Below are 23,741 nucleotides of genomic sequence, written 5' to 3'. Positions count from 1 at the left end.
GCACCGTTCTGAGGCGCGAAGGCGTTCAACCCGTTCCACAAGTGGGGAGGGGGCGAGGACGCGGGCTGCATCAGAAGGGCTTCTGGAAGTACAGGGCCACGCTCTTGCCGAGCACGGGGTTGAGGGCCTTCTCGGCCCAGCGGGTGGTGCGGGGGGCCTTCATCATGTCCCACACCAGCAGCTGGTGGTAGCCGCGCACGAGGGGGTGCTGGTCGCGCTCGACGCCGACGGCGCACTTGATCCACCAGTACGGCGAGTGCAACGCGTGGGCGTGGTGCTGGTGCGTGAACCGCAGGCCCGTGGCCTCCAGCTTCGCGCGCAGCTCGTCGGCCTTGTAGATACGGATGTGGCCGCCCTCGTTCGCGTGGTACTCGTCCGAGAGCCTCCAGCAGACCGCCTCGGGCATCCATCGCGGCACCGTGACGGCCAGGACGCCGCCGGGCGCGAGGATGCGCTCGAGCTCGCTGATCGCCTGCACGTCCTCGGGCACGTGCTCGAGGATCTCCGAGGCGAGCACGACGTCGAACGTGCCGTCCTCGTAGGGCATGTCGAGGATCGTGCCGACCTGCACCTCGCCGCTGCCGCCCGGCGGGACCTCGCCCTCGAGCGCCATCGCGCCGAACATGTCCTCGACGCCCTTGAGCTCGACCTCGTCGAGGTCGAACGCGGTGACGTGCGCACCCCGGCGCAGGGCCTCGTAGGAGTGGCGGCCGGCGCCGGCGCCCACGTCGATGAAGCGCGTGCCGCGGCCCACCCGGAGGCGGTCGAAGTCAACGGTCAGCATGGGGATTCCTTCCGTCCCGGGGTGCAGCGCGGTGATCGGCGATCACCTTCTCATAGGCCTGCGTGGTGGCGCGGGCGACGGCGAGCCAGCTGAAGCGCTCGATCGCGCGGCTGCGGGCGACGCCGGACAGCCGGGCGCGCTCGACGGGGTCGTCGAGCAGGCGACCCACCTCGGTGACGAGCGCGTCGACGTCGCCGGGCGGCACGAGCACGCCGGCGTCGCCGACGACCTCGGGCAGCGCGCCCGCGGCACTGGCCACGAGCGGCGTGCCGCACGACATCGCTTCGACGGCGGGCAGGCTGAAGCCCTCGTACAGCGACGGGACGACCATGACCTCGGCGGACGAGATCAGCGCGGCGAGCCCCTCGTCGGAGATGCCGCTGTGCACCGTGACGATGCCGGCGAGGTCGCCGTGGTGGATGCGCTGGTGCGCGGCGCCCTCGGGGTCGAGGTTCGAGACCAGCTGCACGTCGATCTCACGATCGGTGGCCAGCTTCGCGGCGGCGTCCATGAAGTGCGCGAGGCCCTTGAGCGGCGAGTCGGCGCTGGCGACCACGACGATGCGGCCGGGCACGCGGGACTCCGGCGGGCTGAAGAGGTCGGTGTCGACGCCGAGCGGGACCACGGTCATCTGGTCGGGGTCGAGGCGGAAGTCGGTGACGGTGTCGCCCGCCGAGGCCGTGGAGACGCCGAGGATCGTGCGGATCCGCCGCGCCACGAAGGCCTGCATGCGCACGAAGGCGTACCAGCGCCGCGTCGTCACCTGCTTGCGCAGCGGCGCGGCCGCGATGTCGAGCGCGCGGTCGCGGCTGATCGGGTGGTGGATCGTGGCCAGGAACGGCTGGCGCTTGTTGATCGAGAGCAGCCCGTAGCCGAGCGACTGGTTGTCGTGCACGACGTCGAAGCCCGAGAGGTCGAGGCGGCGCGCGCGGAGGCTGAACGTCAGCGGCTCGGGGAACGCGGCGGTGACCATCTGCAGGTACTCCAGCACGTCGATCCAGTCGCGGAACTCGCGCAGCCGCGGCGTGCGGAACGGGTCGTCGTCGCGGTAGAGGTCGAGACTCGGCACCTTCTCGAGGCGGACGTCCGGGTGCAGGTCCTCGGGGTACGGCTGGCCCGAGAAGATCGTGACCTCGTGCCCGAGCTCGGCCAGTCCGGCGCTGAGGTTGCGGACGTAGACGCCCTGCCCACCGCTGTGCTGCTTGCTGCGGTACGACAACAGTGCAATCCGCACGCGGCCTCCTCGGGTACTCGTCGGTAACCCATTGTGCCGGGTCACACGCGAGTCGGCTCAGGGGGCGCTGATCTGCACGCTGCTCAGCTCGACGTCGCGACCGGCGCGGAGCGTGCCGTGCACCTCGGCGAGCAGGTCGGTCTCGCGCACGAGGTCGGCCACGAGGCCCGCGTCGGCGGCGGACTGCACGTGCACGCGGTAGGTGAGGTCGGAGGCGGGCTCCCCGCGATCGCCGAACTCGGACTCGACGACCACCTGGACCGCGCCGATGTCGACGCCGCGGCGGACGGCCTCGCGGTGGAGGTCGTTGAGGAAGCAGGTCGCGAGCGCGGCGGCCAGCAGCTCACCGCCGTTGACGGCCGAGCCGGGCCCGTCCTCGCGGGCGGGCAGGTCGAGCGTCGTGGTGCGGTCGTCGGTCCGGACCGTCACCTCGTGGCGCCCCGGCTCGTGGTGCACGGTGGCGGAGATCCTCATCCCTCGATCGTGCGCCCGGCTCCGGCGCGATCGCAACCCCCGACTCAGTACCCCAGGAAGTGGTCGCGGCGCAGCCGGCGGACGCGGCGGCGCAGGCCGCGCGAGACCTCGTCGACGAAGTCCGGGCGGCCCGAGACGAGCGCCGTGCGCTGGTCGAGGTCGGGGACGAGTCGCGCGATCGTGTCGCCGTCGACCTCCTCCACGGGGAGGCGGAGGACCTTCGCGTCCGACGCCTCGAGCTCGGTGGCGTAGGGCTGCGCGGCGCGCTCGCCCACCACGACCACGACGTCGCGTCCGCGGTGCGCGGCTAGCTGGCTGAGGAACGGAGTGACGCCGATCCCCGCGCCGACCAGCAGCACGGGCCCCTTCGCCGGCCAGACGAAGTCGCCGTGGACGGCCGTGACGCGGAAGTGGTCGCCGGGCTCGGACGCGGCGAGGGCGCGCTTGTAGGAGGAACCGGGCTCGGGATGCCGCGTCGCGAGAACGACCTCGCGGCCGGGCGCCGAGACGACGCTGAACATGCGCCGGCGGCCGCGGGTGTCGATGCGCGCGTGCGGCACGTCGAGCTCGACGTACTGGCCGGGCACGAACGTCAGCGGGCGATCGGCGTCGAAGACGTACTCGACGACGTCGTCGCCCAGCCGGCGCTGCTCGCGCAGGACGAGGGTGCGCGAGCCCTGGCGCAGCGCGAACGCCACGAGTCCGGTGACGACGAGGGCGAGCTCGTAGGTGCTGGTGAACGGCTCGGTGGTCCACGGATCGCCGAACAGGCGCGACGTCAGCAGCGGCCACGTGAAGGCGATGCCCGCGAGCGCCGCGACGCCGAGCATCTGGGTCCGCCGCGGGGGCAGGGTCAGTGGCTCGCTCAGCATGAAGCCGCCGAAGAACACGATGGGCGTGGAGTAGAGGGTGAAGCGCAGGGCCTCGGTGAGCTCGGCGCCGACGCCCAGCTGCCACCAGACCGTGACGGCGATCGCGACCAGCGCGAACACGGCTCCGAGGGCCAGCCGGCGGGTGCGGTACAGCACCAGCAGCGCGCCGACGAGGACGAACCCGAACAGCGACTCGCTCGCGACCCACCAGCCCGTGAACGGGATCGGCCAGTCGGTGACCCAGCCGATCAGCACCGAGAGCACCACGCCGGCCGCGGCCGGGTTGACGAGGTGCCTGCCTCGCCACGCGATGAGGTACTTGGAGATCTGCGCGAGCGCCGCGACGAGTGCCAGCCAGGCCAGCTGCTCGCCGTGCGTGGTGGGCCAGTAGAGGAACCACAGGATCAGCGCGGTGACGATCGAGGACTCGAGGTGCGGGCGCGCGCCGATGGCACGACCCACCACGTAGTTGACCACCACCGACGTCGCGACCATCACGGCGAGCGTCAGCAGCAGCGCGTCCACCGGGAAGATGTCGGAGTCGAGCACGCCGAGGGCGGACTGGACCACCGCCACGACGACCAGCGCCAGCAGCACCAGGGTGACGAGTCGGTACATCGTGAACCGGCCGAGCTGGCGATCCAGGAACGTCATGTGAACACCTCTCCGGGCAGCTCACGGGCCACCAGCCGCCGATTCCGGTCCAAGGATGCCCACCAATGGCCCGTCTCGGGAAGGGTCGAGCTGAAGAACGCCGCGGTCGCGAGACCGTCGGCCCAACCGGCGTCGGGTCCGCCGGCCCACGCGGCCACGACGTCGCGCGTCGGGCGCCCCGAGCGCGCGTCGAGGACGTGGTGCAGGTCGGTCGACCAGCGGCGCCGGTTGCTGGCCGAGCCGCAGATCGCCTCGCCGTCGGGGACCTCGACGACGGCGACGGCCAGCGTGGGGTCGTCGGGATCCTCGAGCGCGACGCGCAGGACGTCACCCGAGCGGTTCACGAGGTCGCCGCTGGCGTCGACGACGCAGGGCTGGTCGATCATCGCGGCGACCTCGCCGGCGAGCCAGCCCTTGCCGACCGCGCCGATGTCGAGGACCACCGGGCCGGGCACGCGCAGCACGCTGCCGCTCAGCTCGCAGTCCGCCCACGACGGCACGCGCACGGGGTCGCCGGAGGGGGTCAGGGTGTAGCCGGGGCCGTAGCCCAGCTGCTCGAGGGCGCCGCCGACGAGCGGGCTCACGGCACCGTCGGTCAGCGCGAAGAGGCGGTCGTAGAGGGCCAGGATCGCGGGGGCGTCGGGCCCGAGGTCGACCTCACGCTCAGTGCGCAGCGCACTCACGGCGGAGTCGGCGCGGAACCGCGACCACGTCCGATCGAACGAGTCGATGCGGTCCGTGATCGCGGTTCGCAGCCCGGGGGCGATCGGGTCGGGGGTCCCGATCGACCACGCGGTTCCGATGGCGTCGAGACGCCAGTCGGAGCTCATGGGTCAGGCCTGGGCCTGGCTGATGATCTGGTCGATGGCGTCGTTGAAGCCGCCGCTGGTCAGGGAGGAGCCGGACACCTTGTCGACGTCGAGCTCGGTGATCTTGCGGCCCTCGACCTGGGCGTCGATGCCGCTCTCGAACTTCTTCTGGAACTGCTCGGAGTTGCCGCCCTCGGCCTGGCCGTCGGCGTCGAGCGAGGTGATCGTGCCGTCGGCGGCGAGCTCGACCTCGACCTCGATCTTCTGGGTCTGGCCGTCGGGGGTGGTGTAGCTGCCGGTGGCCTCGTACTCGCCGGCGGTGAAGGCGCCGGTGGCGCCGGAGTCGGAGGCGGCGGGCTCGGACGGCGCCGCGGACGTGGCGGAGGGGGTCTTGCTGGAGGACGCGTCGTTCTCGGCGGCGTCGCTGTCACCGCACGCGGCGAGCGTGAGGAGGGCGGTCGAGGCGGCGAGGGCGGCGTAGGCGCGGCGCTTCGTCGGGGTCATGAGGCTCCTGGGGTCGGGGCACGATGTGGTTTCTCGTTCAACCGTCGTGCCAACAACCTAGGCGAACGCCGCGTGAGAATCGACCTCAGGACCGCCTCCCGGACAGACGCACAGGAGGTTCTCAGGTGGGCGAGGCGGAGCTCAGTCGAGGCAGAACTCGTTGCCCTCGGGATCGCGCATCACGATGAAGCCCGACTCCATCGGCGGCGCCGGCTCGAACCGCCGCACGCGCTCGGCCCCGAGCGCGACGAGCCGCTCGCAGGCCCGCTCGAGCGCGGCCATCCGCTCGTCGCCCTCGAGACCCGGTGCGGCGCGGACGTCGAGGTGGACGCGGTTCTTGGCCACCTTGTCCTCGGGCACCTGCTGGAAGAAGACGCGCGGGCCCCTGCCCTGCGGGTCCTCGATCGCGGCCTTGGAGCGGCGCAGCGCGGGCGGCACGCCGACCCGCTCGAGGAAGTCGTCCCACGCCGCCCACGGGTCGTCGCCGGGGCCGAGCTGGGCGTCGGGCGGGCCCGGCACCTCGTAGCCGAGGACGGCCGCCCAGAAGTCGGCCAGGGCCGGTGGATCGTGCGCGTCGAACGTGACCTGGACGTCGAGGCTCATGGGATCGCTCCGTTCTCGTGGGGACCGCACCGCCATCATGCACCCGCCGACCGACGAGAATCGACGGGTGACGAGCGATCCCCTGTTCCACCTCGTGTCCGAGTCCGTGTGGCGCGAGGTCGGTGACGCGTACGCCCCGGCCTCGCTGAAGACCGAGGGCTTCGTGCACCTCTCCACCGCCGAGCAGGTCGCCGGGACCGCGGCGCTGTTCTTCGCCGGGGTCGAGGACCTCCTGGTGCTGCGGATCGAGGTACCGGCCGGCGACCCGCTGCTGCGCTGGGAGGCCGCCGAGGGACCGCGCGGCACCGAGGACTTCCCCCACTATCACGGGCCGATCCCGAGGTCCTGGGTCGTGCGCCGGTCCAGATGGCGGTCGGGTGCCGAGGCGTTGGGGCGCGAGTCTTAGGCTTGCCTCATGACTGTGGACAGGAAGGTGCGCGTCGCCGTCGTCGGCGCCGGCCCCGCTGGCGTGTACGCGGCCGACATCCTCACCAAGACCGAGGACCTCGACGTCACCGTCGACATCCTCGACCGCGACCCCACCCCGTTCGGCCTGATCCGTTACGGCGTCGCCCCCGATCACCCGCGGATCAAGGAGATCATCAAGGCGCTCAAGCGCGTGATGGCCAACGAGGACATCCGCTTCTTCGGCAACGTCAACTTCGGCACCGACATCAAGCTCGAGGACCTCAAGGGCTTCTACGACGCCGTCGTGTTCGCCACCGGCGCGCGCCGCGACCGCGAGCTGAACCTGCCGGGCATCGACCTCGACGGCTCGTACGGCGCGGCCGACTTCGTCTACTGGTACGACGGCCACCCCGACGCGCCCCGCGAGTGGGACTTCCAGCCCCACGCCAAGGAGGTCGCCGTCCTCGGCGTCGGCAACGTGGGCCTCGACGTCGCCCGCATCCTGGCCAAGACCGCCGACGAGCTGCTCGTCACCGAGATCCCCGACAACGTCTACGAGGGCCTCAAGAACAACGCCACCACCGACGTGCACGTGTTCGCGCGCCGCGGCCCGGCCCAGGTGAAGTTCACCCCGATGGAGCTGCGCGAGCTGTCGCACTCCCCCACGATCGACGTCATCGTGCACCCCGAGGGCTACGAGTTCGACCACGGCTCCATGGAGGCGCTCGCCGCCGCCAAGAGCCAGAAGCTCGTCGTCAAGGTGCTCGGCGACTACCTGGCCAAGGAGCCGTCGGGCGCGCCCCACCGGATCCACATCCACTTCTGCCAGAACCCCGTCGAGATCCTCGGCGAGGACGGGCGCGTGGTGGGCCTGCGCACCGAGATCACCGAGCTCGACGGCACCGGCAACGTCCGCGGCACCGGCGAGTTCAAGGACTGGCCCGTCCAGGCCGTCTACCGCGCGATCGGCTACTACTCCGACAACCTGCCGGGCCTGCCGTTCGACGCCAACGCGGGCGTCCTGCCCAACGACGGCGGCCACGTGCTCGACATCGACGGCTCGCCGATCGAGGGCGTCTACGCCACCGGCTGGATCAAGCGCGGCCCGGTCGGCCTGATCGGCCACACCAAGTCCGACGCGGCCCAGACGATCAAGATGCTCGTCGAGGACCTGCCGAGCCTGCCGGCCCCGGAGTTCGCCGAGCGCGAGGCCTTCGACCGTCACCTCGACAGCCGCGGCATCGAGTACACGACGTGGGAGGGCTGGGAGAAGCTGGACGCCCACGAGGAGAGCCTCGGCGCCTCCGACACCCACCCGCGCGAGCGCAAGAAGGTCGTCCCGCGCGACGAGATGGTCGGCATCGCCCGCGCCTGACTCCGCGCCTCCGGCGCGCCAGATGTGTAGCGGTATCCACCCTTTCTCGGTCGAATCGGCCGAAAAACGGTGGACACCGCTACACATCTCGCGTCCGGGACCGGACGGCCCGAGGCTGCCTAGACTCGAGCCATGAGCCGACTGCTGCTGATGCGCCACGGCAAGGCCGCGTTCCCGGACGGGGTCGAGGACTTCGAGCGGCCGCTCGCCGATCGCGGACGGCGCGAGGCCGCGCTCGCCGGTGACTGGATCCGCGAGCACGTGGGCTCGGTCGACGCCGTGATCTGCTCGACCGCCATCCGCACGCGCGAGACCCTCGCCGCCACGGGCCTCGAGGCGCCGACGACCTTCCTCGACTCGATCTACGAGGGCTGGACCGGGAGCCTGCTGGAGGCGGTCCAGTCGGTCGAGGCGTCGGCCGACACCGTGCTGCTCGTCGGCCACGCCCCGGGCACCCCCGGCCTGGCCGCCCGGCTCGCGAGCGAGGAGTCCGACCCCGCCGTCGTGAACGAGGTCCGCGCGGGCTTCCCGACCTCGGCCATCGCCGTCCTCGACGTCGCCCGCCCGTGGGCCCAGCTGGACGTCGGCACCGCCACGCTGCTCGAGGTCGTCATCCCGCGCTGACCGCGGCCTGCGCCGCCAGCGCGTCGGCCAGCATCGACCGGCCGAACCAGTCGGGCACGTCCCGGCGCACGTCGCGCGGCGCCTCGATCTCGACCTGCCGTGCGCGCATCGCCCGCTCCCACGAGACGTCGCCGCGCCACACGTGCGTGAGCGTGCGCAAGGTGGCGCGCACCGTGGCCGTCACCTCGAAGCCCGGGTCGTAGTCGCACGCGTCGACTTGGCCGCCCGCGACCACGAGCCACCACCGGCGCGCCCGCTGCAGGTCGGTGAACTCCACCGCCACGCACGTGCGTCCCGGCGGCCACGACGCGGTCGGCACGGTGCGCCGCACGTCCCACATCAGCAGGTGCGGGTCGAGGTCCTCGTCGCCGAAGTCCTCGATCCAGCGCAGTCCCCAGACGCCCAGGCTCATCACGGCGGTGTGCAGGTCGCGACCGCACTCGGTCAGCCGGTAGTGGCCGTCCTCGTGGTCGACGATCCCGTGCCGCTCGAGGGCCTGGAGCCGCTTGGACAGCAGCGCCGGCGACATCCGCGGCACGCCGCGCCGGAGCTCGTTGAACCGCGTGCTGCCGAGCAGGAGCTCGCGGACGATCAGGACCGTCCACCGCTCGTCGAGGATCTCCATCGCCTTCGCGAGTGGACAGAACTGGCCGTAGGACGTCGCCATGGGTCACCCCTTCGTCCCGCCCATCGTGCGCCTGCGCCACGCCGCCGCGCCACCGTCCGATCGGGCGGTACAGAAACAGAACTGGTATCACCACGGCCGCTGGACGGACTCTGTCGGAAGGCAACGAAGCACCGAAGGAAGTTCCATGAGCACCACTGAGACCACCGACACCGCAGCACAGCAGGACCTCGAGCTGAAGGCTCGTCACCGCAGGATGTGGGCACTCGGCGACTACGACCGTGTCTGCCGCGAGATCGTCTCCCCGCTGGGCGGTGTCCTCGTCGACGCCCTCGACGTCCAGAGCGGCGAGCGCGTCCTCGACGTCGCGGCCGGCACCGGCAGCGCGGCCGTCCGCGCCGCCCGCCGCGGGGCCGACGCCGTCGCGTCCGACCTCACGCCCGAGCTCCTCGACGTGGGCCGCGAGTCCCACCCCGACGACACCCTCGCGTGGGACGTCGCGGACGCCGAGGCGCTGCCGTACGAGGACGACGCGTTCGACGTCGTCATGTCGTGCATCGGCGTGATGTTCGCGCCGCACCACCAGCGAGCGGCCGACGAGCTGGTCCGCACGGCCCGCCCCGGCGGCCGGATCGGCCTCGTCTGCTGGACGCCCGAGGGCACGATCGGCCAGCTGTTCGCGACGATGAAGCAGTACGTCCCGCCGCCGCCCCCGGGCGTCTCCCCACCCCCGCTGTGGGGCCAGGAGGATCACGTCCGCGACCTGCTCGGCGACCGCGTCGAGGACCTCGAGCTGCGGCGGATGACGCTCCCCGTCACCCTCTTCGAGGGCGGCGAGCAGTTCCGCGACTACTTCGCGAAGCACTACGGTCCGACGATCGCGGCCTACGCGGCCCACGCCGGCGACCCCGACCGCACCGCCGAGCTCGACCGCGACCTCGCGGCCCTCGGCGAGCGCGAGGGGACGCGCGACGAGGACGGCTTCACGATGCAGTGGGAGTACCTGCTGGTGACCGGGCGGGTGCGCTGACCCCGGACGCGCCGGGACAGAGGACGGCCCCAGGATCTCCCTCGATCCTGGGGCCGTCCGGCCTGTCCCCCTGCCTCAGCGCACCCGCAGCACGAATGCGCGGCTGGCGGGCGACGTCAGCGACGAGCCGCCGTACTTCGCCACCAGGCGCACCGAGGACTTCTGACGCGGCAGCGTGACCGTGGCCTTGCCGCCCTTGACCTTCGCGGAGCCGATCACCTTCGAGCCGCGGTAGATCCGCACCGTGCCCGACTTCTCGGTGAAGCCCGGGGTCCTGACCGTGACGCGCACCTTCGCGCGCGTGCGGTCGGTGACCTTGCCGTTCAGCACCTTCGCGGCAACCGTGGCCTTGGCCTTCGCGATCGTGACCCGGACGCTGGTCTCGCTCGGGTCGACGTCGCGGCTGCCGCCGTAGAAGACCCGCACCGTCGTGGTGCCCGGACGCAGCGCGGTGCCGGGCACGCGGATCGTGGCCGTGCCGTCGCGCATGATCGCCGAGGCGATGATGCGGCCGTCGACCGTCGCGTACGTCAGGCCGCTGGCACCCGGGGCGCCCGTGACGGCGATCGCCGTCGGCTTGCCGTAGGTGCCGCGCGCCGCCTTGGCGGTCAGCGTGGACACGGCGCGCACGTCGACGGCGACCTTCGCGGTCGAGTCGGCGTAGCGGCCCTCGCCGGCGAAGTCGACGTCGAGCACGTGACGGCCGGCGCGCAGCGTGTCGGCCGGGACCGTCACCGTGGCGGCACCACCGGAGACCTCGGCCGTGCCCAGCACCTCGTCGCCGAGCGAGACCGTGACCGTGCCGCGCGGCGAGCCCACGGCCGAGCCGACCGTGACGGCGACGTCGAACGGCTCGTCGGCCCACACGACCTTGGGCACGTCCGCCGAGGTCGTGGTGGCGACCTCGGCCGCCGCACCCGGGTCGAAGCCGACGATCACGGGGTCGTGGTCGCTGGCGCGGTACGGGGTCGAAGCGTCGAACAGGCTCGTCACGTTGTTGTTGAAGCGGCTGTACTCACGGCCGATCGACTCGGGCGCGTTGATCGTCCACACGTCGGCGCCGGTGACCCGCGCGAACGCGGCCGAGGACGCGAACACGTGGTCGAGCGAGCCGTGCATGCCCTCGAACTGGTAGGTCTCCTCGTTCGTCAGGCGCTGGTCGACGTTGACGAAGCCGGCGTCCTCGATGATCGCGAGTGGGTCCTCCTTGGCGTAGGAGTTGAAGTCGCCGAGCAGGAAGACGCGGTCGGTGTCGGTCTGCGCCTCCAGCGAGGCCACGAAGTCGACGAGCGCCTCGGCCTGGCCGACGCGAGCGCGGTTGGACGCGCCCTGGCCGTCGCCCTGGTCGGCGTTCACGCCCTCGCCCGAGCCCTTGGACTTGAAGTGGTTGACGATCGCCAGGAAGTCCTGGCCGGCGTCGCCGTCGACCGGACGGAACTCCTGCGCCAGCGGGGCGCGGGCGTTGGAGAACGCGGGCGAGTCGAGGATGACCGACGGACCGACCGGCTCGACCACGTCGCGCTGGTAGATGAACGCGGTGCGGATGACGTCGCGGCCCGAGGTCGGGATCGCGGCCGGCGACAGCACGGGTGCCCAGCGCTCGGTGCCGGCGTCGGCGTTGAGCGCGGCGACGAGGGTCTTGAGGGCCTCGTCACGGTCGGCGCCACCGAGCGAGCCGGTGTCCTCGATCTCCTCGAGCGACAGCACGTCGGCGTCGAGCGTGTTGATCGCCTTCACGATCTTGGCCTGCTGACGCGCCAGGCTGGCGTCGTTGGCCGCACCGCGGGGGCCGTTGTTCGTGCACTCGTTGACCGTGATGCGGTTGCCGTCGCGGTCGGTGTACCAGGTGCACGTGCCGCGGCCCGAGGCCACCCAGTCCTCGCCCGTGGTGGTGAAGTAGTTCAGTACGTTGAACGAGGCGAGCTTGACCGCGCCGCCGACGTCCTTCGGCGCCGGCTCGCGCGTGCTCTCCGACGAGATCGTGGCCGGCTCGTCACCGGCGGCGAACGGCTGCGTGGGCTGGAGCTTCCAGGTGCTGTTGCGCCAGTCCATGATCATCGGATCGTCGATCGTCACCTTCGCGCCCGTGCGGACCTCGTTGCCGGGCGTGAGCCACGGACCCGGGATCGCGCGGTTGGCGCCCGACGTGAAGTTGATGCTCTTGCCGTCGTCGATGCTGATCGCGCGCGCGGCGTTCTGCGCGACGAGCGCGTCGTACGCCGAGGTGCGCGGGCGGACCTCGTTGGTCGGCTGCGGCAGCACGGTGTCACCGGCCGCCAGGCCGATCTCGCCGAACGTGTTCGTGCCGTAGTTGTTCGTCAGCGTGTAGGTGCCCGAGGTGGCGTCGACGAGCATGCCCTCGAGCGCCTCCCGCTGGGCCGGGCTCATCGGGAACGTGACCGGGGTCGGGGTGACCGTGCCGGGCGTCGTCGCGTCCTGCCACGACACCGCGGTGACCTGGGTCAGGCCGTTGAACTCCGAGACGGTGCCGGTGACGTCGATCGTGGCGCCGAGCTCGACCGACTGCGCGAACGTGGTGGACGCGCCGAAGACGAAGAGGCCGTGCGAGGCCGGGCCCGCCGTGCCGCCGGTGCCGGGTGTCTGGATGTAGGCGCCGTTGAAGCCGCCCGAGGCGTAGTGGCCGGTGACGACTCCGGTCGTGCGGACCGTCCTGCCGACCAGAGGGCTGGCCGCGCCGGTGCCCTGGATCTCGGCGATGGTCGCGTCCAGCACCGGCGGAGGCGCCACGTCGCACGCCGTGCCGCATGCCACGGGGCTCGGAGGCGTCTGCTTCGTGAAGTCGGCACCGTTCTGATCGGTGTCGACCCCGCCCGTGCGCGCCAGGGACTCGCCGACGGCGGGGTCGAGCGGTGCCGGGGCCGTGCCCTCGAAGGTGTTGGTGCTGCCGTAGCCCACCAGGTCCACCAGGGTCGCGTCGGCGAGGACGGCGCTCGGCTGGCCCGTCAGGGCGGTCTCCGACCTGACCAGCGCGATGGTGCCCGACGCGCCCGCGGGGTTGATCGACCCGGTGACGTCGGGGGCCGGGAGGTCGGCGCCGGCGGCCGTACTGTTGCCCTGTCCTGCCACCAGGAACGAGCCACCGGGCTGCACCTCGTGAGAGCCCAGCGGCGTCACTCCGGTGAACGCGGTCGTTCCGCCGGAGGACCGGTACTGGACCGACCAGCCGGAGACGTCGATCGCGGCCGCGGTCGGGTTGCGCAGCTCGATGAACTTGAGCTTGTAGGGCGCGCCGGCCGAGCCTCCGTCGACGTAGACCTCGTTGATCACGAGGCCGGAGCCGTCGGGCGCGGCGGTGGCCGCGGACGGCACCGCCACGGCCGCACCGGCCGCGACGGCGAGCGCGGTGAGTCCGCGCAGGACAGGACGAGACATCAGGATTCCCCTCGAGATGGGTGCAGGTGGGAGTGGGCCGGGGCGGCCTGCACGCAGGCCGCCCCGGCTCGGTTCACTACTTGACGACCATGGTCTTCACGGAGGTCTTGGACGCGTTCGCGACGGAGCTGCCCTTGTAGAAGACCCGCAGCGTGGCCTTGCCGCGCGGGAGCTTCGACAGCTTCACGCGGGCCACGCCGTTCTTCACCTGCGCCTTGCCCACGACCTTCGTGCCGCGCTTGACCACGACCGTGCCGGCCGGGGTGAAGCCCCGGCCCGAGACGCGCGCCTTCAGGACCGCGTTCTTGGCCGAGACCTTCTTCGCGACGACGGCGCGCACCGAGGTGTTCGCCTTCGTCACCTTGACCGTCACCGTGGCGTCGGCCGGCTCGTACGAGGCGCTGCCGTTGAAGAACAGGCCGTAGGTGTGCGAGCCCGGCTTGAGCGCGGTGCCGCCGAAGCGGAACGTGCCCTTGCCGTCGGAGAGGAAGGCGGTGCCGACCTGCATGCCCAGCTGGTTGGCGACGTAGACGATGCCGGTGGTGCCGGGGGCGGCCGACATCGTGATGGTCGCGCCGGTGCCGTACGGCGTGGTCGAGCCCTTCGCGGTGAACGGCGTCTCGCCCTTGATGACCTCGACCGAGACGGTGCCCTCGGACGGGGCCACGGTGGAGGAGCCGTCGAACGAAACGGTCAGCGTGCGCTGGCCGAGTCGCAGGTCGGCGGCGTGGACGTCCACGGTGCCCTCGCCGTCGGTGACGGTGCCGGCACCGACGATGTGGTCGCCCTCGAGGATCCGGACCGGACCGTCGACGTCGACACCGGCCGCCGCGGCGACCTCGACCGAGACGTCGAAGACGTCGCCCTTGGTGACCTGGGCCGGGGCCGTGGCGGTCGTCGTGGACGCGGCCTTCTCGACCGACAGCGGGATCGTGGCGACGGTGCCGCTGGGCGCCGCCGTCGCGCGGATCGTGCCGCCCTCGATCGCGCCGGCCGGGACCGTGAACGTGAACGTGCCGGAGGCGCCGTTCGTGACCGCTTGGGTGCCGAGGTCGAGCGACTGGTCGTCGCCGTACTCGAGGACCGCGCTGACCGAGGTGTTCGCCGGGCTGCCCAGCGACGTGAGGTTCAGCTTCGGCAGCGAGAACGAGGCGCTGTCGCCGACCTCGTAGGAGTCCGCGAGACCCGTGACGGCGACCGAGCGGCGACCGAAGTCGGGCGCGACCGGGGAGTTGTCGCCGAGGTAGTCGATCCAGCCCTCGTAGTCGACGACGCCGGTGTCGACCCACGTGCCCTCCTTGAAGGCGCGGAAGTTGTCGCCACCGGTGCCCAGGAAGGACGGGACGATGACCCTGTAGGACTTCGCCGGGTCGATCAGCTGGTCGTCGATCCAGATGCTGGTGACGCGATCGCCCTCGTCGCGGGTGGCGTCGTACGTGTAGCGGACGTTGTCCGACACGCCCAGCTGCTGGTACGGACGGCTCGGCACGTTGCCGTTCGCGTCACGCTGCCACTGCTGCTCGAAGACCTTCTTCAGCGAGGCGCCCGTGAGGGTGACCGTGTAGAGGTTGTTGGTGAACGGCAGGACCGCGTTGGCCTCGGCGAACGTCACCGAGCCGTCGGTGTTGTTCGGGCCGCCGGTGGTGGTGTTGCCGGCGTAGAACAGCTCGTCGCGCAGGCCACCGGGGTTGTTGAGGGCCAGGTCGGCGGGCGCCGGCGTGCTCTTGGACTGCTCGAGCATCGCGTCGGGGACCAGGTTGCCGATCGTCGACTCGCTGGCGCGGTCGTCGCGGCCCGTCTTCGGGGCGGCCGGGTTCGACGGCGTGTAGACGCCGTTGACGTAGCTGCCGCCGGTGTAGGCCGTGGTGATGTCGGCCGAGATGTCGGCGACCTTCTCGTTGCCGATCGTGGCGGCGTACGCGAGCGCGCTGTCGACGATCTGCTGGACCTGGGCGACGCGCGGCGACGCCAGGTTGGCGGTCGCGGCCCGCGCGACGTTCTCCACGGTGTGCGCGGCGACGTCGCCGGTGTCGGGATCGACCGACAGGGTGACCTTGCCGACGTTGTCGCCGTAGCTGCCGGTCTGCAGGACCGGGCGCGTCTTGCCGGCCGCGCCGGGCACCGGGGCGTCCCAGGCGTAGACCTTGTGCGTGTGGCCGGTGAAGATCGCGTCCACCGAGGCGTCGGTGCCGTTCACGATGTCGGCGAAGGCGCCGCCGTGGGCGACCTCCTCGGCCAGCGACGAGCCGTCGGGCGTGCCCGCGCCGGCTCCCTCGTGGTACGCCGCGACGATGACGTCGGGACGATCGGCCTCGGGCAGCGCCTCGAGACGGTCGACCTCGGTGTTGACCGCTGCGACGGGGTCGGTGAACTCGAGGTCCGAGATGCCCGAGGGGGTCACCAGCGTGGGGGTCTCCTGCGTGACAGCGCCGATGACGGCGACCTTCAGGCCGGCGCGCTCGAACGTCTCCGAGGCGGGCAGCGCGGCCGAGCCGTCGGACTTGAGCCGGACGTTGGCGCCCAGGTACGGGAAGTCGGCCCGGTCGGTGACGCGACCCGTGAGATCGGCGAAGCCGCGGTCGAACTCGTGGTTGCCCACGGCGGACACGTCGAGGTCGAGCGCGTTCAGCACGTCGATCGTCGGCGCGTCCTGCTGCGTGGCCGAGGCGAACGGTGAGGCACCGATGTTGTCACCGACGGACAGGAAGAGCGTGTTGGCGGCGCCCTCCGTGTCTCGGATGCTCTCCACGGTCGTGGCGAACTTGGCGGTGTTCGCGTCGATGCGGCCGTGGAAGTCGTTGATGTCGATGAAGGTGATGTCGACCGGGTCGGCGGCACTCGCCGACGGGGCCACCACGATCGGCGCACTGAGCAGCGCTCCGATCGCGACGACCGAGAGGGAACGTCGGGACTTCAAGATCTTGGTCCTTTGTCGCAGGGAACACGGGTCGCCACACCGTAACCCTGAGAATCACCCAAGAGACCTGCCGAAGCATGTCTTTTTGGTTAAGACCCGGCAAAAGGTCGGGGGCCGCGCGGGCTAGAGCGCGATCGTCGCCTGGAGGCGGCACGGGCCGTCGGGCGCGGCCACGATCGGGTCGATCGCGAACGGCACCGTGGCGCCGGCCTTGACCCGGTCGAGCTCGACCACGCGCGCCGGTCCGGTCTGCTGACCGATGAAGGCGGTGACCCGGTAGTCGCGCACCTGCTTGCCCGTGTTCTTGAGCGTGCCCTGCACCTTCCAGCGCCCCTTGGCGTTCTGGCGGCACGTGAACGTGGTGATCGCGAGCGGGTCGACCGTGCCCTGGGCCTCGGTCCCCACCTGACCCGGAGCGGTCGACGTGGCGTCGGTCTTCGGGGCGGCCGAGCCGTCGCTCGCACCGCAGCCGGCCACCGCCAGGACGAGCACCACCGAGACCCACGCACGCATGGGTCCATCCCATCACGCGGGCCCCATGCGCCCGCGGAGGCGCACCCCGGCGGCCGGTACGATCGAAGCTGAGGAATCCATCATCTTTCAGGAGGTCGAGTGTCCATCGAACGCATCGGAGTCGTCGGAGGCGGCCTCATGGGGTCCGGCATCGCGGAGGTCAACGCCCGCGCCGGCCTGTCGGTCGTCGTCGTCGAGGTGACCGAGGACGCGGCCACCGCCGCGCACGGTCGCATCGAGTCGTCCCTGCAGCGCGCCGTCGACCGCGGCAAGCTCTCGGAGACCGCCCGTGACGCCGCGCTCGACGCCATCAACGTCACCACCGACCTGAACGCGCTGGCCGACCGCCAGCTCGTGGTCGAGGCGGCGAGCGAGAAGGAGTCGGTCAAGCTCGACCTGTTCACGCGGATCGGGCAGATCCTGCAGGACCCGGACGCGATCCTGGCGTCCAACACGTCGTCGATCCCGATCGTGAAGCTCGGCGCCGCCTCGGGTCGCGCCGACCGGGTCATGGGCGTGCACTTCTTCAACCCCGCGCCCGTCATGAAGCTCGTCGAGCTGATCCCGTCGCTGACCACCTCGGACAAGACGCTCGACCGCATGCGCGGCTACGTCTCCGAGACGCTCGGCAAGCAGCCGATCGACGCGACCGACCGCGCGGGCTTCATCGTGAACTCGCTGCTCGTGCCGTACCTGCTGTCGGCGATCCGGATGTACGAGGCCGGGTACGCCTCGGCGAAGGACATCGACAACGGCATGGTGCTGGGCTGCGGCCACCCGATGGGGCCGCTCGCGCTGAGCGACCTCATCGGACTGGACACCATCAAGGCGATCGGCGAGTCGATGTACGAGGAGTTCAAGGAGCCCCTCTACTCGCCGCCGCCGCTGCTCGACCGCATGGTCGACGCTGGCCTGCTGGGCAAGAAGTCGGGCCAGGGCTTCTACCCCTACCCCTGAGCCGCGGTCAGTCCGTCGTGCGCTTCCCGAGCCCCTGCTCGGGAAGCAGGCGCAGGAAGAGGCCCTCGGCCTCGGCGCACACGACGTCGCCGTGGCGCAGCTCGCCGCGCACGAACCACTTGCGGCCCTCGACGCGGTCGATCCACGCGATCGCCTCGAGCTCGGTGTCGATCGGCGTCAGGGCGCGGTAGCTGGTGTTGAGGTAGGCCGTGCGGGTGATGCCACCGGCGGCCAGCGACGCGAGGATGCCGAGCACCTCGTCGAACAGCAGCGTCACGGCACCGCCGTGCACGGCCATGCCGCCGCCCATGAACCAGCGGCCGAACCGCACCGTGCCCTCCACGCGGTCGCGCGTGCGCGAGGTGACGAGAAGCTCGGGCAGCATCGCGTGCCCGCGCACGGGCAGCTCGGCGACGCGCCCGTTGACCTGGTGCTGCTCGTCGGTGGCGAGCGGTTCGAGCCGCTCGCGCCAGCCGGCGAGGTCGGCGGCGAGACCGTCGATCGCCTCGCGGTCCATCGGCATGGCGGCGAGCGCGTTCTGGACGGCGTGCAGGTGCTCGACCAGCTCGCCGTAGGCCCGCACGTCGTCGGCGGCGAAGTCGCCCTTGAACATCTCTTCCCAGCTCACCCGAGCGAGGCTATCCAAGCGCTCGTCGCGTCAGCCGAGGGCACCCATGATCCCGGCGACGCGCGAGACCGCCTCGGGACCCACCCGGCAGCAGCCGCCGACCCACGCGGCTCCGGCCTCGACCCACGCGGGCACCAGACCGACGTCGTACGTGCTGGTGCCGACCCACTGCTGCGCCTCGGCGTCCCAGACCTCGCCCGCGTTGGGGTAGACGACGCCCGGCTTGCCCGTGGCCGCGGCGGCCCGCAGCGCAGGGCCGACGTCGGCGGGTGCACAGCAGTTCACGCCGACGGCCACCACGCTGTCCACGGCTGCCGGGATCGCGAACGCGGCATCGAGCCGCTGGCCGGCGCACGTGCGATCACCGACGATCGAGTAGGAGAACCACGCCGCGTGGTCGTACTCCGCGAGCAGCCGTGCCAGCACTTCGGCCTCGTCGGTGTCGGGGATCGTCTCGACGGCGATCACATCTGGTCCGGCGGCCAGGAGGGCCTCGAGGCGCGGCCGGTGCACCTCCTCCAACTCCCGCGCGGTGAGTCCGTAGCGACCGCGGTACTCCGACCCGTCGGCGCGCAGCGCCCCGAACGGACCCAGCGAACCGGCGACCAGGCGGCCCTCGACGTCGCCGGCGGCCTCACGGGCCAGCTCGACGCTCAGCCGGATGAGGCCGGGGTCGCTCGCCTGGTAGCTGGCGGAGGTCGCCACGTCGGCCCCGGCCTCGAAGTAGGCGCGGTGCACCGCGACGATCTCGTCGGGCGACGTGCGCAGCACCCGCGCGGTCCACTCGCCCCCGGACAGGTCGTTCCCCCGGGCCTCCAGGGCGTTGGACAGTCCACCGTCGAGCACGTGCATCCGGCCAGTATGCCGTTCGCCGGGAGGGCCCGACCGCTGGTCGATCGGTCCGGGCCCGAGGTGCACGAGGCGAGCGGGAGTCGCCACAATGGCAGCGTGACGTGACCCACACGCACCGTTCGACCCGCCGGAGGCCTCATGATCGTCCCGCTGACCCTGCGCGACTTCCTCGACCGCGCCCACACCGTCTACCCCGACCGCGTCGCCGTGGTCGACGAGCCGAGCCAGGTGGCGGACTCGTGGGGCGAGCTGACCTACGCGCAGCTCTACGCGAAGGCGCGCAGCCAGGCGGCCACGCTCGACGAGCTCGGGATCGCGCAGGGCGCGCGCGTGGCGATGGTGTCGCACAACGCGGCGCGCCTGCTCGCCTCCTTCTACGGCGTGGCCAACTGGGGTCGCATCTTCGTGCCCGTGAACTTCCGGCTCGCACCGGCCGAGGTGCAGTACATCGTCGAGCACTCCGGCGCCGAGGTCGTCATGCTCGATCCCGAGCTGGAGCACCTCGCCGACGCGTGCGCGTCGGCCAAGCACGTGTTCGTGCTGGGCCGCGACGACGACCGGATCTGGGCGTCGAAGGCCGAGCCGGCCGAGTGGGAGCCGGACGAGAACGCGACCGCCACGATCAACTACACCTCGGGCACGACGGCCCGGCCGAAGGGCGTGCAGCAGACGCACCGCGCGCGCTGGGTCAACGCCACCACGTTCGGCTGGCACGCCACGCTGACCGACCGCGACGTCTACCTGCACACGCTGCCGATGTTCCACTGCGACGGCTGGGGCCTGCTCTACTCCGCCACCGGCGTGGGCGCGAAGCAGGTCGTGATCCGCCAGATCGACGGCACCGAGATCCTCCGACGGATCGAGGAGCACGGCGTCACCGTGCTGGCCTGCGCGCCGGCGGTGCTGAACGCGGTCCTCGACGCGCTGCCCGACTGGACCGGCGAGACCGGCCGCGACCGGGTGCGCTGCATCGTGGCCGGCGCTCCCCCGCCGACCCGCACGATCCAGCGCGTCCGCGAGGAGCTGGGCTGGGAGTTCATCCAGATCTACGGGCTCACCGAGACCTCGCCGCTGCTGACGATGAGCCGCATGCGCGAGGAGTGGGACGACCTCGAGGGCGAGGAGCAGGCGCGCCTGCTCGCCCGTGCCGGGGCGCCCACGCTCGGCACCCGGATCATGGTCGACGACAAGGGCGAGATCCTCGCCCGCAGCAACACGGTGCTCGAGTCGTACTGGGAGAACCCGGACGCCACCCAGGACGCGCTGGCCGACGGCTGGTTCCACACCGGCGACGGCGGCGTCTACGAGGACGGCTACGTCACGATCGCCGACCGCAAGAAGGACGTCATCGTGTCCGGCGGCGAGAACGTCTCCTCGATCGAGGTCGAGGACGTGCTCGCGTCGCACCCGGCCGTGCGCGAGGTCGCCGTCATCGGCGTTCCCGACGACAAGTGGGGCGAGCTCGTGCTGGCCCTCGTCGTGGTCGAGGGCGACGTCACGGAGGAGGACCTGCGCGCCCACGCCCGCGAGCGCCTCGCCGGCTACAAGGTGCCCAAGCGCGTCGAGTTCCGCGAGGAGCTCGCCCGCACCGCCACCGGCAAGCTGCAGAAGTTCAAGCTTCGCGCCCAGTACTGGGAGGGCCGCGACCGCCTCGTCAACTGACCGGATCTCGACACCCGGGTCAGCCGGTGTTGCGCAGGCCGTTGGCGATGCCGTTGACGGTCTGCAGCAGCGCGGCGCGCATGTCCTCGTCGACGGCGTCGGGGTCCTCGCGGTAGCGGGCCAGCAGGTCGACCTGGGCGAACGAGATCGGCTGGAGGTACGCGTCGCGCACCTCCAGCGTGCGGCGCAGCGCGGGCTGGTCGTCGAGCACGTGCCGCTCGCCGGTGACGCGCAGCACCTCCTCCACGGTGACCGCGTGCTCGGCGCGGATGCGGTCGAAGATCGGTCGCAGGTCCGCCGGGACGAGGGTGTCCACGTAGTGCCCCGCGACGTCGAGGTCGGTCTTGGCCAGCGTCATCTCCACGTTCGAGATGAACGTGCGGAAGAAGTGCCACTTCTCGAGCATCTCGCCGAGCACGTCGGCCTGGCCGGCGAGCCGCGCGGCGCGCAGGCCGCTGCCGACGCCGAACCAGCCCGGCACGACCTGGCGGCTCTGGGTCCAGCCGAACACCCACGGGATCGCCCGGAGGCCATCGATGCCGCCGCCCGTCTCGGGCCGGCGCGACGGGCGCGAGCCGATGTTGAGGTCGCCGAGCTGGTCGACCGGGGTCGAGGCCAGGAAGTACTCGAACAGCCCCGGCGCGTCGATCAGCTTGCGGTAGGACTCGTAGGCCGCGTCGCTGACCTGGGTCATCGTGTCGTCCCACTGCTGCATCGACTCGGCGGGCGTGCGGGCCTGCAGGTGCAGGGTGGACGCCTCGAGCACGGCCGCGAACGACAGCTCGAGGTTCTCGTGGCCGAGGCGCGGCAGCGAGTACTTGTCGCTGATGACCTCGCCCTGCTCGGTGAACTTGATGTCGCCGGTGAGCACGCCGTACGGCTGGGCGAGGATCGCGTCGTAGGTGGGTCCGCCGCCACGGCCGACGGTGCCGCCACGGCCGTGGAACAGCCGCAGCGTGACACCGTGCTTCTGCGCCACGTCGCGCAGCGCGCGCTGGGCGCGGTGCAGCTCCCACTGCGAGGTGGTGATGCCACCGGCCTTGTTCGAGTCCGAGTAGCCGAGCATGACCTCCTGCGTGTCGTCGCGCAACCGCACGAGCGAGCGGTAGTGGTCGTCGGACAGCAGCTCGTCGAGGACGTCGCCGGCGCGACGGATCTCGTCGACCGTCTCCAGCAGCGGGACGAAGCCGAGCCGCGCGAAGGGCGGCGTCTCGTCGCTGCCGACGAGGTCGACCAGGCCGGCCTGGCGGGCCAGCACGACCGGCGCGAGGAGGTCATCCCCGCCGAGCGTCATCGACACGATGTAGGACTCGATGACGTCCTCGCCGAAGGTCTCCTTCAGCTCGCGCACCGCGGTGAAGACCCCGTACGTGCGCGCGCCCCACTCGTCGAGGGCGGGCGGATCGGCCGACAGCGGCCGCAGTCGGCCCAGCTCGCGCGACAGCAGCGCGAAACGCTCGTCGCGGTCGAGCTCGGCGTAGGGCGTCTCCGACTCGTCGAGGCGGTCGTACAGGATGCCGAGCGCGTGGTGGTGGGCCTCGGCGTGCTCACGGATGTCCATCGTGGCCAGGTGCAGCCCCACCGAGGAGATCGCGCGGATCGCGCGCGCCAGCATGCGGTCGGCGATGAGCTCGCCGCCGTTCGCGCGCAGCGACGCGTCGACGACGCGCAGGTCGGCCAGCAGCTCGTCGCGGTTGGCATAGTCGCGTCCGGGCACGTGGGGCGTGCCGTCGGCGACGCGCGCCGCCGAGTTCGCGACCTTGAGCTTCACGCACGACAGCTTGAGCCGGTAGGGCTCGTGGGCGTTCACGAGCAGCAGTCGCGGGTCGAGGTCGGGCAGGGCCGTGAGGTCGGCCTGCAGCGACTTCGTCAGCTCGGCGCTGACCTCGACGAGCTCGTCGGACGACGACAGCTCGCGGATCAGCAGGTCGAGGTTGGTGTCGACGATGCGCGTGGCGATGCGGTTCTGCAGCCGCAGGATGTCGAGCGTGACCTGCGGGGTCACGTTGGGGTTGCCGTCGCGGTCGCCACCGATCCACGTGCCGAACGACAGAGGACGGTGCGCGGGATCGAGGACGATGTCGTGCTCAGCCAGCCGGTCGGCGAGGTCGGTGCCGATGTCGGGCAGCGCCTCCTCGAGGATCTGCTGGAGGAAGAACACGAGGTGCCGCGCCTCGTCCACGGGCGTGGGCCGCGTGCGGCGGACGGCGTCGGTCTGCCAGATGAGGTCGATCAGCTGCGCCAGGTCGCGGTCCTGCGCGGTGCGTCGACGCGTGCCCGGCTCGGCGGAGTCGAGCAGGATGTCGGCGATGCGACGCAGCTTGGTCAGCACCGTGCGGCGGCTGACCTCGGTGGGGTGCGCGGTGAAGATCGCGCGCACGTCGATCCGCTCGATGCCCTCGCGCAGCGCGTCGACGCCCTGCTCGGCGACGATGTCCTCGATCGCGCGGGCGAGCCAGCCGCCGTCGTCGGGCCGCGACTCGATCCCGCGCACGCGCGCGACCTGCTCGGCCACGTTGGCGAGATTGAAGTAGACGCTGAACGCCCGCACGAGCTTGCCCACCGTGGCGGCGTCGAGGTCGGACAGCAGGGCGCGGATCCGGGTGGCGGCCTCGTGCCGCTCGTCGGCGTCGTCGGAGTCCTCGATGATCTTGCCCTGCGCGCGGACCAGCTCGACCTGCTCGAAGAGGTGCTCGCCCTCGAGGCGGCGCAGGGTCTGGCCCAGCAGGTCGCCCACGCGGCGCACGTCGTGGCGCAGTGAGTCGTCCTTGGAACGGGCGATGGCGTCGAACTCGGAGTCGGTCACGGGGCTCCCCTCGGCTG

Annotated in this window: 20 protein-coding genes; 6 read left to right on the top strand and 14 right to left on the bottom strand. The window is 71.6% G+C overall.

Annotated elements, in window-relative coordinates; all coding sequences use genetic code 11:
• Positions 1–70 precede the first annotated feature (70 nt).
• The 7 genes from O3S82_RS01740 to O3S82_RS01710 form a co-directional block, all read right to left on the bottom strand.
• Positions 71–784: a class I SAM-dependent methyltransferase gene (locus O3S82_RS01740; protein ID WP_179426727.1), complete on the bottom strand. Its 714-nt coding sequence runs from the start codon at positions 782–784 to the stop codon at positions 71–73.
• Positions 771–2,018 carry a glycosyltransferase family 4 protein gene (locus O3S82_RS01735; protein WP_269305088.1) on the bottom strand — a complete coding sequence of 416 codons (1,248 nt, stop codon included), beginning with the start codon at positions 2,016–2,018 and terminating at the stop codon, positions 771–773. Before O3S82_RS01735 ends, O3S82_RS01740 begins: the two co-directional genes overlap by 14 nt.
• 57 nt (positions 2,019–2,075) lie before the next feature.
• Complete coding sequence (locus tag O3S82_RS01730) at positions 2,076–2,492, bottom strand: OsmC family protein (protein WP_269305085.1); 417 nt, start codon at positions 2,490–2,492, stop codon at positions 2,076–2,078.
• Positions 2,493–2,536: 44 nt separating this feature from the next.
• Positions 2,537–4,018, bottom strand: coding sequence for an FAD-dependent oxidoreductase (locus O3S82_RS01725; RefSeq protein ID WP_269305083.1), 1,482 nt, complete (start codon positions 4,016–4,018; stop codon positions 2,537–2,539).
• Positions 4,015–4,848 (bottom strand): FAD:protein FMN transferase, encoded by an 834-nt coding sequence (locus tag O3S82_RS01720; RefSeq protein WP_269305081.1) that lies wholly within the window; start codon positions 4,846–4,848, stop codon positions 4,015–4,017. The genes O3S82_RS01725 and O3S82_RS01720 overlap by 4 nt, the downstream gene beginning before the upstream one ends.
• 3 nt (positions 4,849–4,851) lie before the next feature.
• Positions 4,852–5,331 (bottom strand): FMN-binding protein, encoded by a 480-nt coding sequence (locus O3S82_RS01715; protein ID WP_179426738.1) that lies wholly within the window; start codon positions 5,329–5,331, stop codon positions 4,852–4,854.
• Positions 5,332–5,472: 141 nt separating this feature from the next.
• Positions 5,473–5,934, bottom strand: coding sequence for a VOC family protein (locus O3S82_RS01710; RefSeq protein WP_269305078.1), 462 nt, complete (start codon positions 5,932–5,934; stop codon positions 5,473–5,475).
• A gap of 67 nt (positions 5,935–6,001) precedes the next feature.
• On the opposite strand from O3S82_RS01710, the gene O3S82_RS01705 reads away from it, so the two are divergent.
• The 3 genes from O3S82_RS01705 to O3S82_RS01695 all read left to right on the top strand — a co-directional run bounded on the left by O3S82_RS01705 (position 6,002) and on the right by O3S82_RS01695 (position 8,341).
• Positions 6,002–6,340, top strand: coding sequence for a DUF952 domain-containing protein (locus tag O3S82_RS01705; RefSeq protein WP_269305076.1), 339 nt, complete (start codon positions 6,002–6,004; stop codon positions 6,338–6,340).
• Positions 6,341–6,349: 9 nt separating this feature from the next.
• On the top strand, positions 6,350–7,717 hold the full coding sequence (locus O3S82_RS01700; RefSeq protein ID WP_179426745.1) for an FAD-dependent oxidoreductase: 1,368 nt from the start codon (positions 6,350–6,352) through the stop codon (positions 7,715–7,717).
• Positions 7,718–7,849: 132 nt separating this feature from the next.
• Positions 7,850–8,341, top strand: coding sequence for a SixA phosphatase family protein (locus O3S82_RS01695; RefSeq protein WP_179426747.1), 492 nt, complete (start codon positions 7,850–7,852; stop codon positions 8,339–8,341).
• On the opposite strand, the gene O3S82_RS01690 is transcribed toward O3S82_RS01695, so the two are convergent.
• Positions 8,328–9,008: a winged helix-turn-helix transcriptional regulator gene (locus O3S82_RS01690; RefSeq protein WP_179426749.1), complete on the bottom strand. Its 681-nt coding sequence runs from the start codon at positions 9,006–9,008 to the stop codon at positions 8,328–8,330. The two genes, O3S82_RS01695 and O3S82_RS01690, sit on opposite strands and share 14 nt — an antisense overlap.
• 145 nt (positions 9,009–9,153) lie before the next feature.
• On the opposite strand from O3S82_RS01690, the gene O3S82_RS01685 reads away from it, so the two are divergent.
• The gene (locus O3S82_RS01685) at positions 9,154–9,996 is read left to right on the top strand and encodes a class I SAM-dependent methyltransferase (protein ID WP_269305071.1); all 843 of its coding nucleotides are present in this window, start codon (positions 9,154–9,156) and stop codon (positions 9,994–9,996) included.
• A 75-nt stretch (positions 9,997–10,071) separates the two neighbouring features.
• On the opposite strand, the gene O3S82_RS01680 is transcribed toward O3S82_RS01685, so the two are convergent.
• From O3S82_RS01680 to O3S82_RS01670, 3 genes are all read right to left on the bottom strand, one after another.
• Positions 10,072–13,389: an ExeM/NucH family extracellular endonuclease gene (locus tag O3S82_RS01680; protein ID WP_269305069.1), complete on the bottom strand. Its 3,318-nt coding sequence runs from the start codon at positions 13,387–13,389 to the stop codon at positions 10,072–10,074.
• Positions 13,390–13,465: 76 nt separating this feature from the next.
• On the bottom strand, positions 13,466–16,306 hold the full coding sequence (locus O3S82_RS01675) for a bifunctional metallophosphatase/5'-nucleotidase (RefSeq protein ID WP_269305067.1): 2,841 nt from the start codon (positions 16,304–16,306) through the stop codon (positions 13,466–13,468).
• 123 nt (positions 16,307–16,429) lie between these two features.
• Positions 16,430–16,819, bottom strand: a complete 390-nt coding sequence (locus tag O3S82_RS01670; protein ID WP_179426769.1) for a hypothetical protein — start codon at positions 16,817–16,819, stop codon at positions 16,430–16,432.
• A gap of 105 nt (positions 16,820–16,924) precedes the next feature.
• Between O3S82_RS01670 and O3S82_RS01665 the strand changes: the two genes are divergently transcribed.
• Positions 16,925–17,776: a 3-hydroxybutyryl-CoA dehydrogenase gene (locus O3S82_RS01665; RefSeq protein ID WP_269307016.1), complete on the top strand. Its 852-nt coding sequence runs from the start codon at positions 16,925–16,927 to the stop codon at positions 17,774–17,776.
• 7 nt (positions 17,777–17,783) lie between these two features.
• On the opposite strand, the gene O3S82_RS01660 is transcribed toward O3S82_RS01665, so the two are convergent.
• A complete protein-coding gene (locus O3S82_RS01660) occupies positions 17,784–18,404 on the bottom strand; it encodes a PaaI family thioesterase (protein WP_269305065.1) in 621 nt (206 codons plus the stop codon).
• A 30-nt stretch (positions 18,405–18,434) separates the two neighbouring features.
• Positions 18,435–19,256 carry a homocysteine S-methyltransferase gene (gene mmuM / locus O3S82_RS01655; protein WP_269305063.1) on the bottom strand — a complete coding sequence of 274 codons (822 nt, stop codon included), beginning with the start codon at positions 19,254–19,256 and terminating at the stop codon, positions 18,435–18,437.
• A gap of 138 nt (positions 19,257–19,394) precedes the next feature.
• Here mmuM and O3S82_RS01650 point away from each other — a divergent pair, with 138 nt between their 5' ends.
• A complete protein-coding gene (locus O3S82_RS01650; protein WP_269305062.1) occupies positions 19,395–20,918 on the top strand; it encodes an AMP-binding protein in 1,524 nt (507 codons plus the stop codon).
• A 19-nt stretch (positions 20,919–20,937) separates the two neighbouring features.
• Here the strand turns inward: O3S82_RS01650 and ppc are convergent, their stop codons facing one another.
• A complete protein-coding gene (gene ppc / locus O3S82_RS01645; RefSeq protein ID WP_269305060.1) occupies positions 20,938–23,724 on the bottom strand; it encodes a phosphoenolpyruvate carboxylase in 2,787 nt (928 codons plus the stop codon).
• Between the last annotated feature and the right edge of the window lie 17 nt (positions 23,725–23,741).

Origin of the sequence: Aeromicrobium sp. HA, assembly GCF_027171405.1 — a bacterium.
GTDB lineage: Bacteria > Actinomycetota > Actinomycetes > Propionibacteriales > Nocardioidaceae > Aeromicrobium > Aeromicrobium tamlense.
Note: the sequence above shows the minus strand (reverse complement) of the source record. Positions and strands in the feature narration are given on the sequence as shown.

Excerpts from the sequence above, each read along its gene's own strand:
- O3S82_RS01720 (WP_269305081.1), bottom strand. The coding sequence starts at position 4,848 with ATGAGCTCCGACTGGCGTCTCGACGCCATCGGAACCGCGTGGTCGATC.
- O3S82_RS01740 (WP_179426727.1), bottom strand. The coding sequence starts at position 784 with ATGCTGACCGTTGACTTCGACCGCCTCCGGGTGGGCCGCGGCACGCGC.
- mmuM (WP_269305063.1), bottom strand. The coding sequence starts at position 19,256 with ATGCACGTGCTCGACGGTGGACTGTCCAACGCCCTGGAGGCCCGGGGG.
- O3S82_RS01650 (WP_269305062.1), top strand. The coding sequence starts at position 19,395 with ATGATCGTCCCGCTGACCCTGCGCGACTTCCTCGACCGCGCCCACACC.
- O3S82_RS01700 (WP_179426745.1), top strand. The coding sequence starts at position 6,350 with ATGACTGTGGACAGGAAGGTGCGCGTCGCCGTCGTCGGCGCCGGCCCC.
- O3S82_RS01710 (WP_269305078.1), bottom strand. The coding sequence starts at position 5,934 with ATGAGCCTCGACGTCCAGGTCACGTTCGACGCGCACGATCCACCGGCC.
- O3S82_RS01685 (WP_269305071.1), top strand. The coding sequence starts at position 9,154 with ATGAGCACCACTGAGACCACCGACACCGCAGCACAGCAGGACCTCGAG.
- O3S82_RS01730 (WP_269305085.1), bottom strand. The coding sequence starts at position 2,492 with ATGAGGATCTCCGCCACCGTGCACCACGAGCCGGGGCGCCACGAGGTG.
- O3S82_RS01695 (WP_179426747.1), top strand. The coding sequence starts at position 7,850 with ATGAGCCGACTGCTGCTGATGCGCCACGGCAAGGCCGCGTTCCCGGAC.
- O3S82_RS01670 (WP_179426769.1), bottom strand. The coding sequence starts at position 16,819 with ATGCGTGCGTGGGTCTCGGTGGTGCTCGTCCTGGCGGTGGCCGGCTGC.
- O3S82_RS01715 (WP_179426738.1), bottom strand. The coding sequence starts at position 5,331 with ATGACCCCGACGAAGCGCCGCGCCTACGCCGCCCTCGCCGCCTCGACC.
- O3S82_RS01680 (WP_269305069.1), bottom strand. The coding sequence starts at position 13,389 with ATGTCTCGTCCTGTCCTGCGCGGACTCACCGCGCTCGCCGTCGCGGCC.
- O3S82_RS01690 (WP_179426749.1), bottom strand. The coding sequence starts at position 9,008 with ATGGCGACGTCCTACGGCCAGTTCTGTCCACTCGCGAAGGCGATGGAG.
- O3S82_RS01725 (WP_269305083.1), bottom strand. The coding sequence starts at position 4,018 with ATGACGTTCCTGGATCGCCAGCTCGGCCGGTTCACGATGTACCGACTC.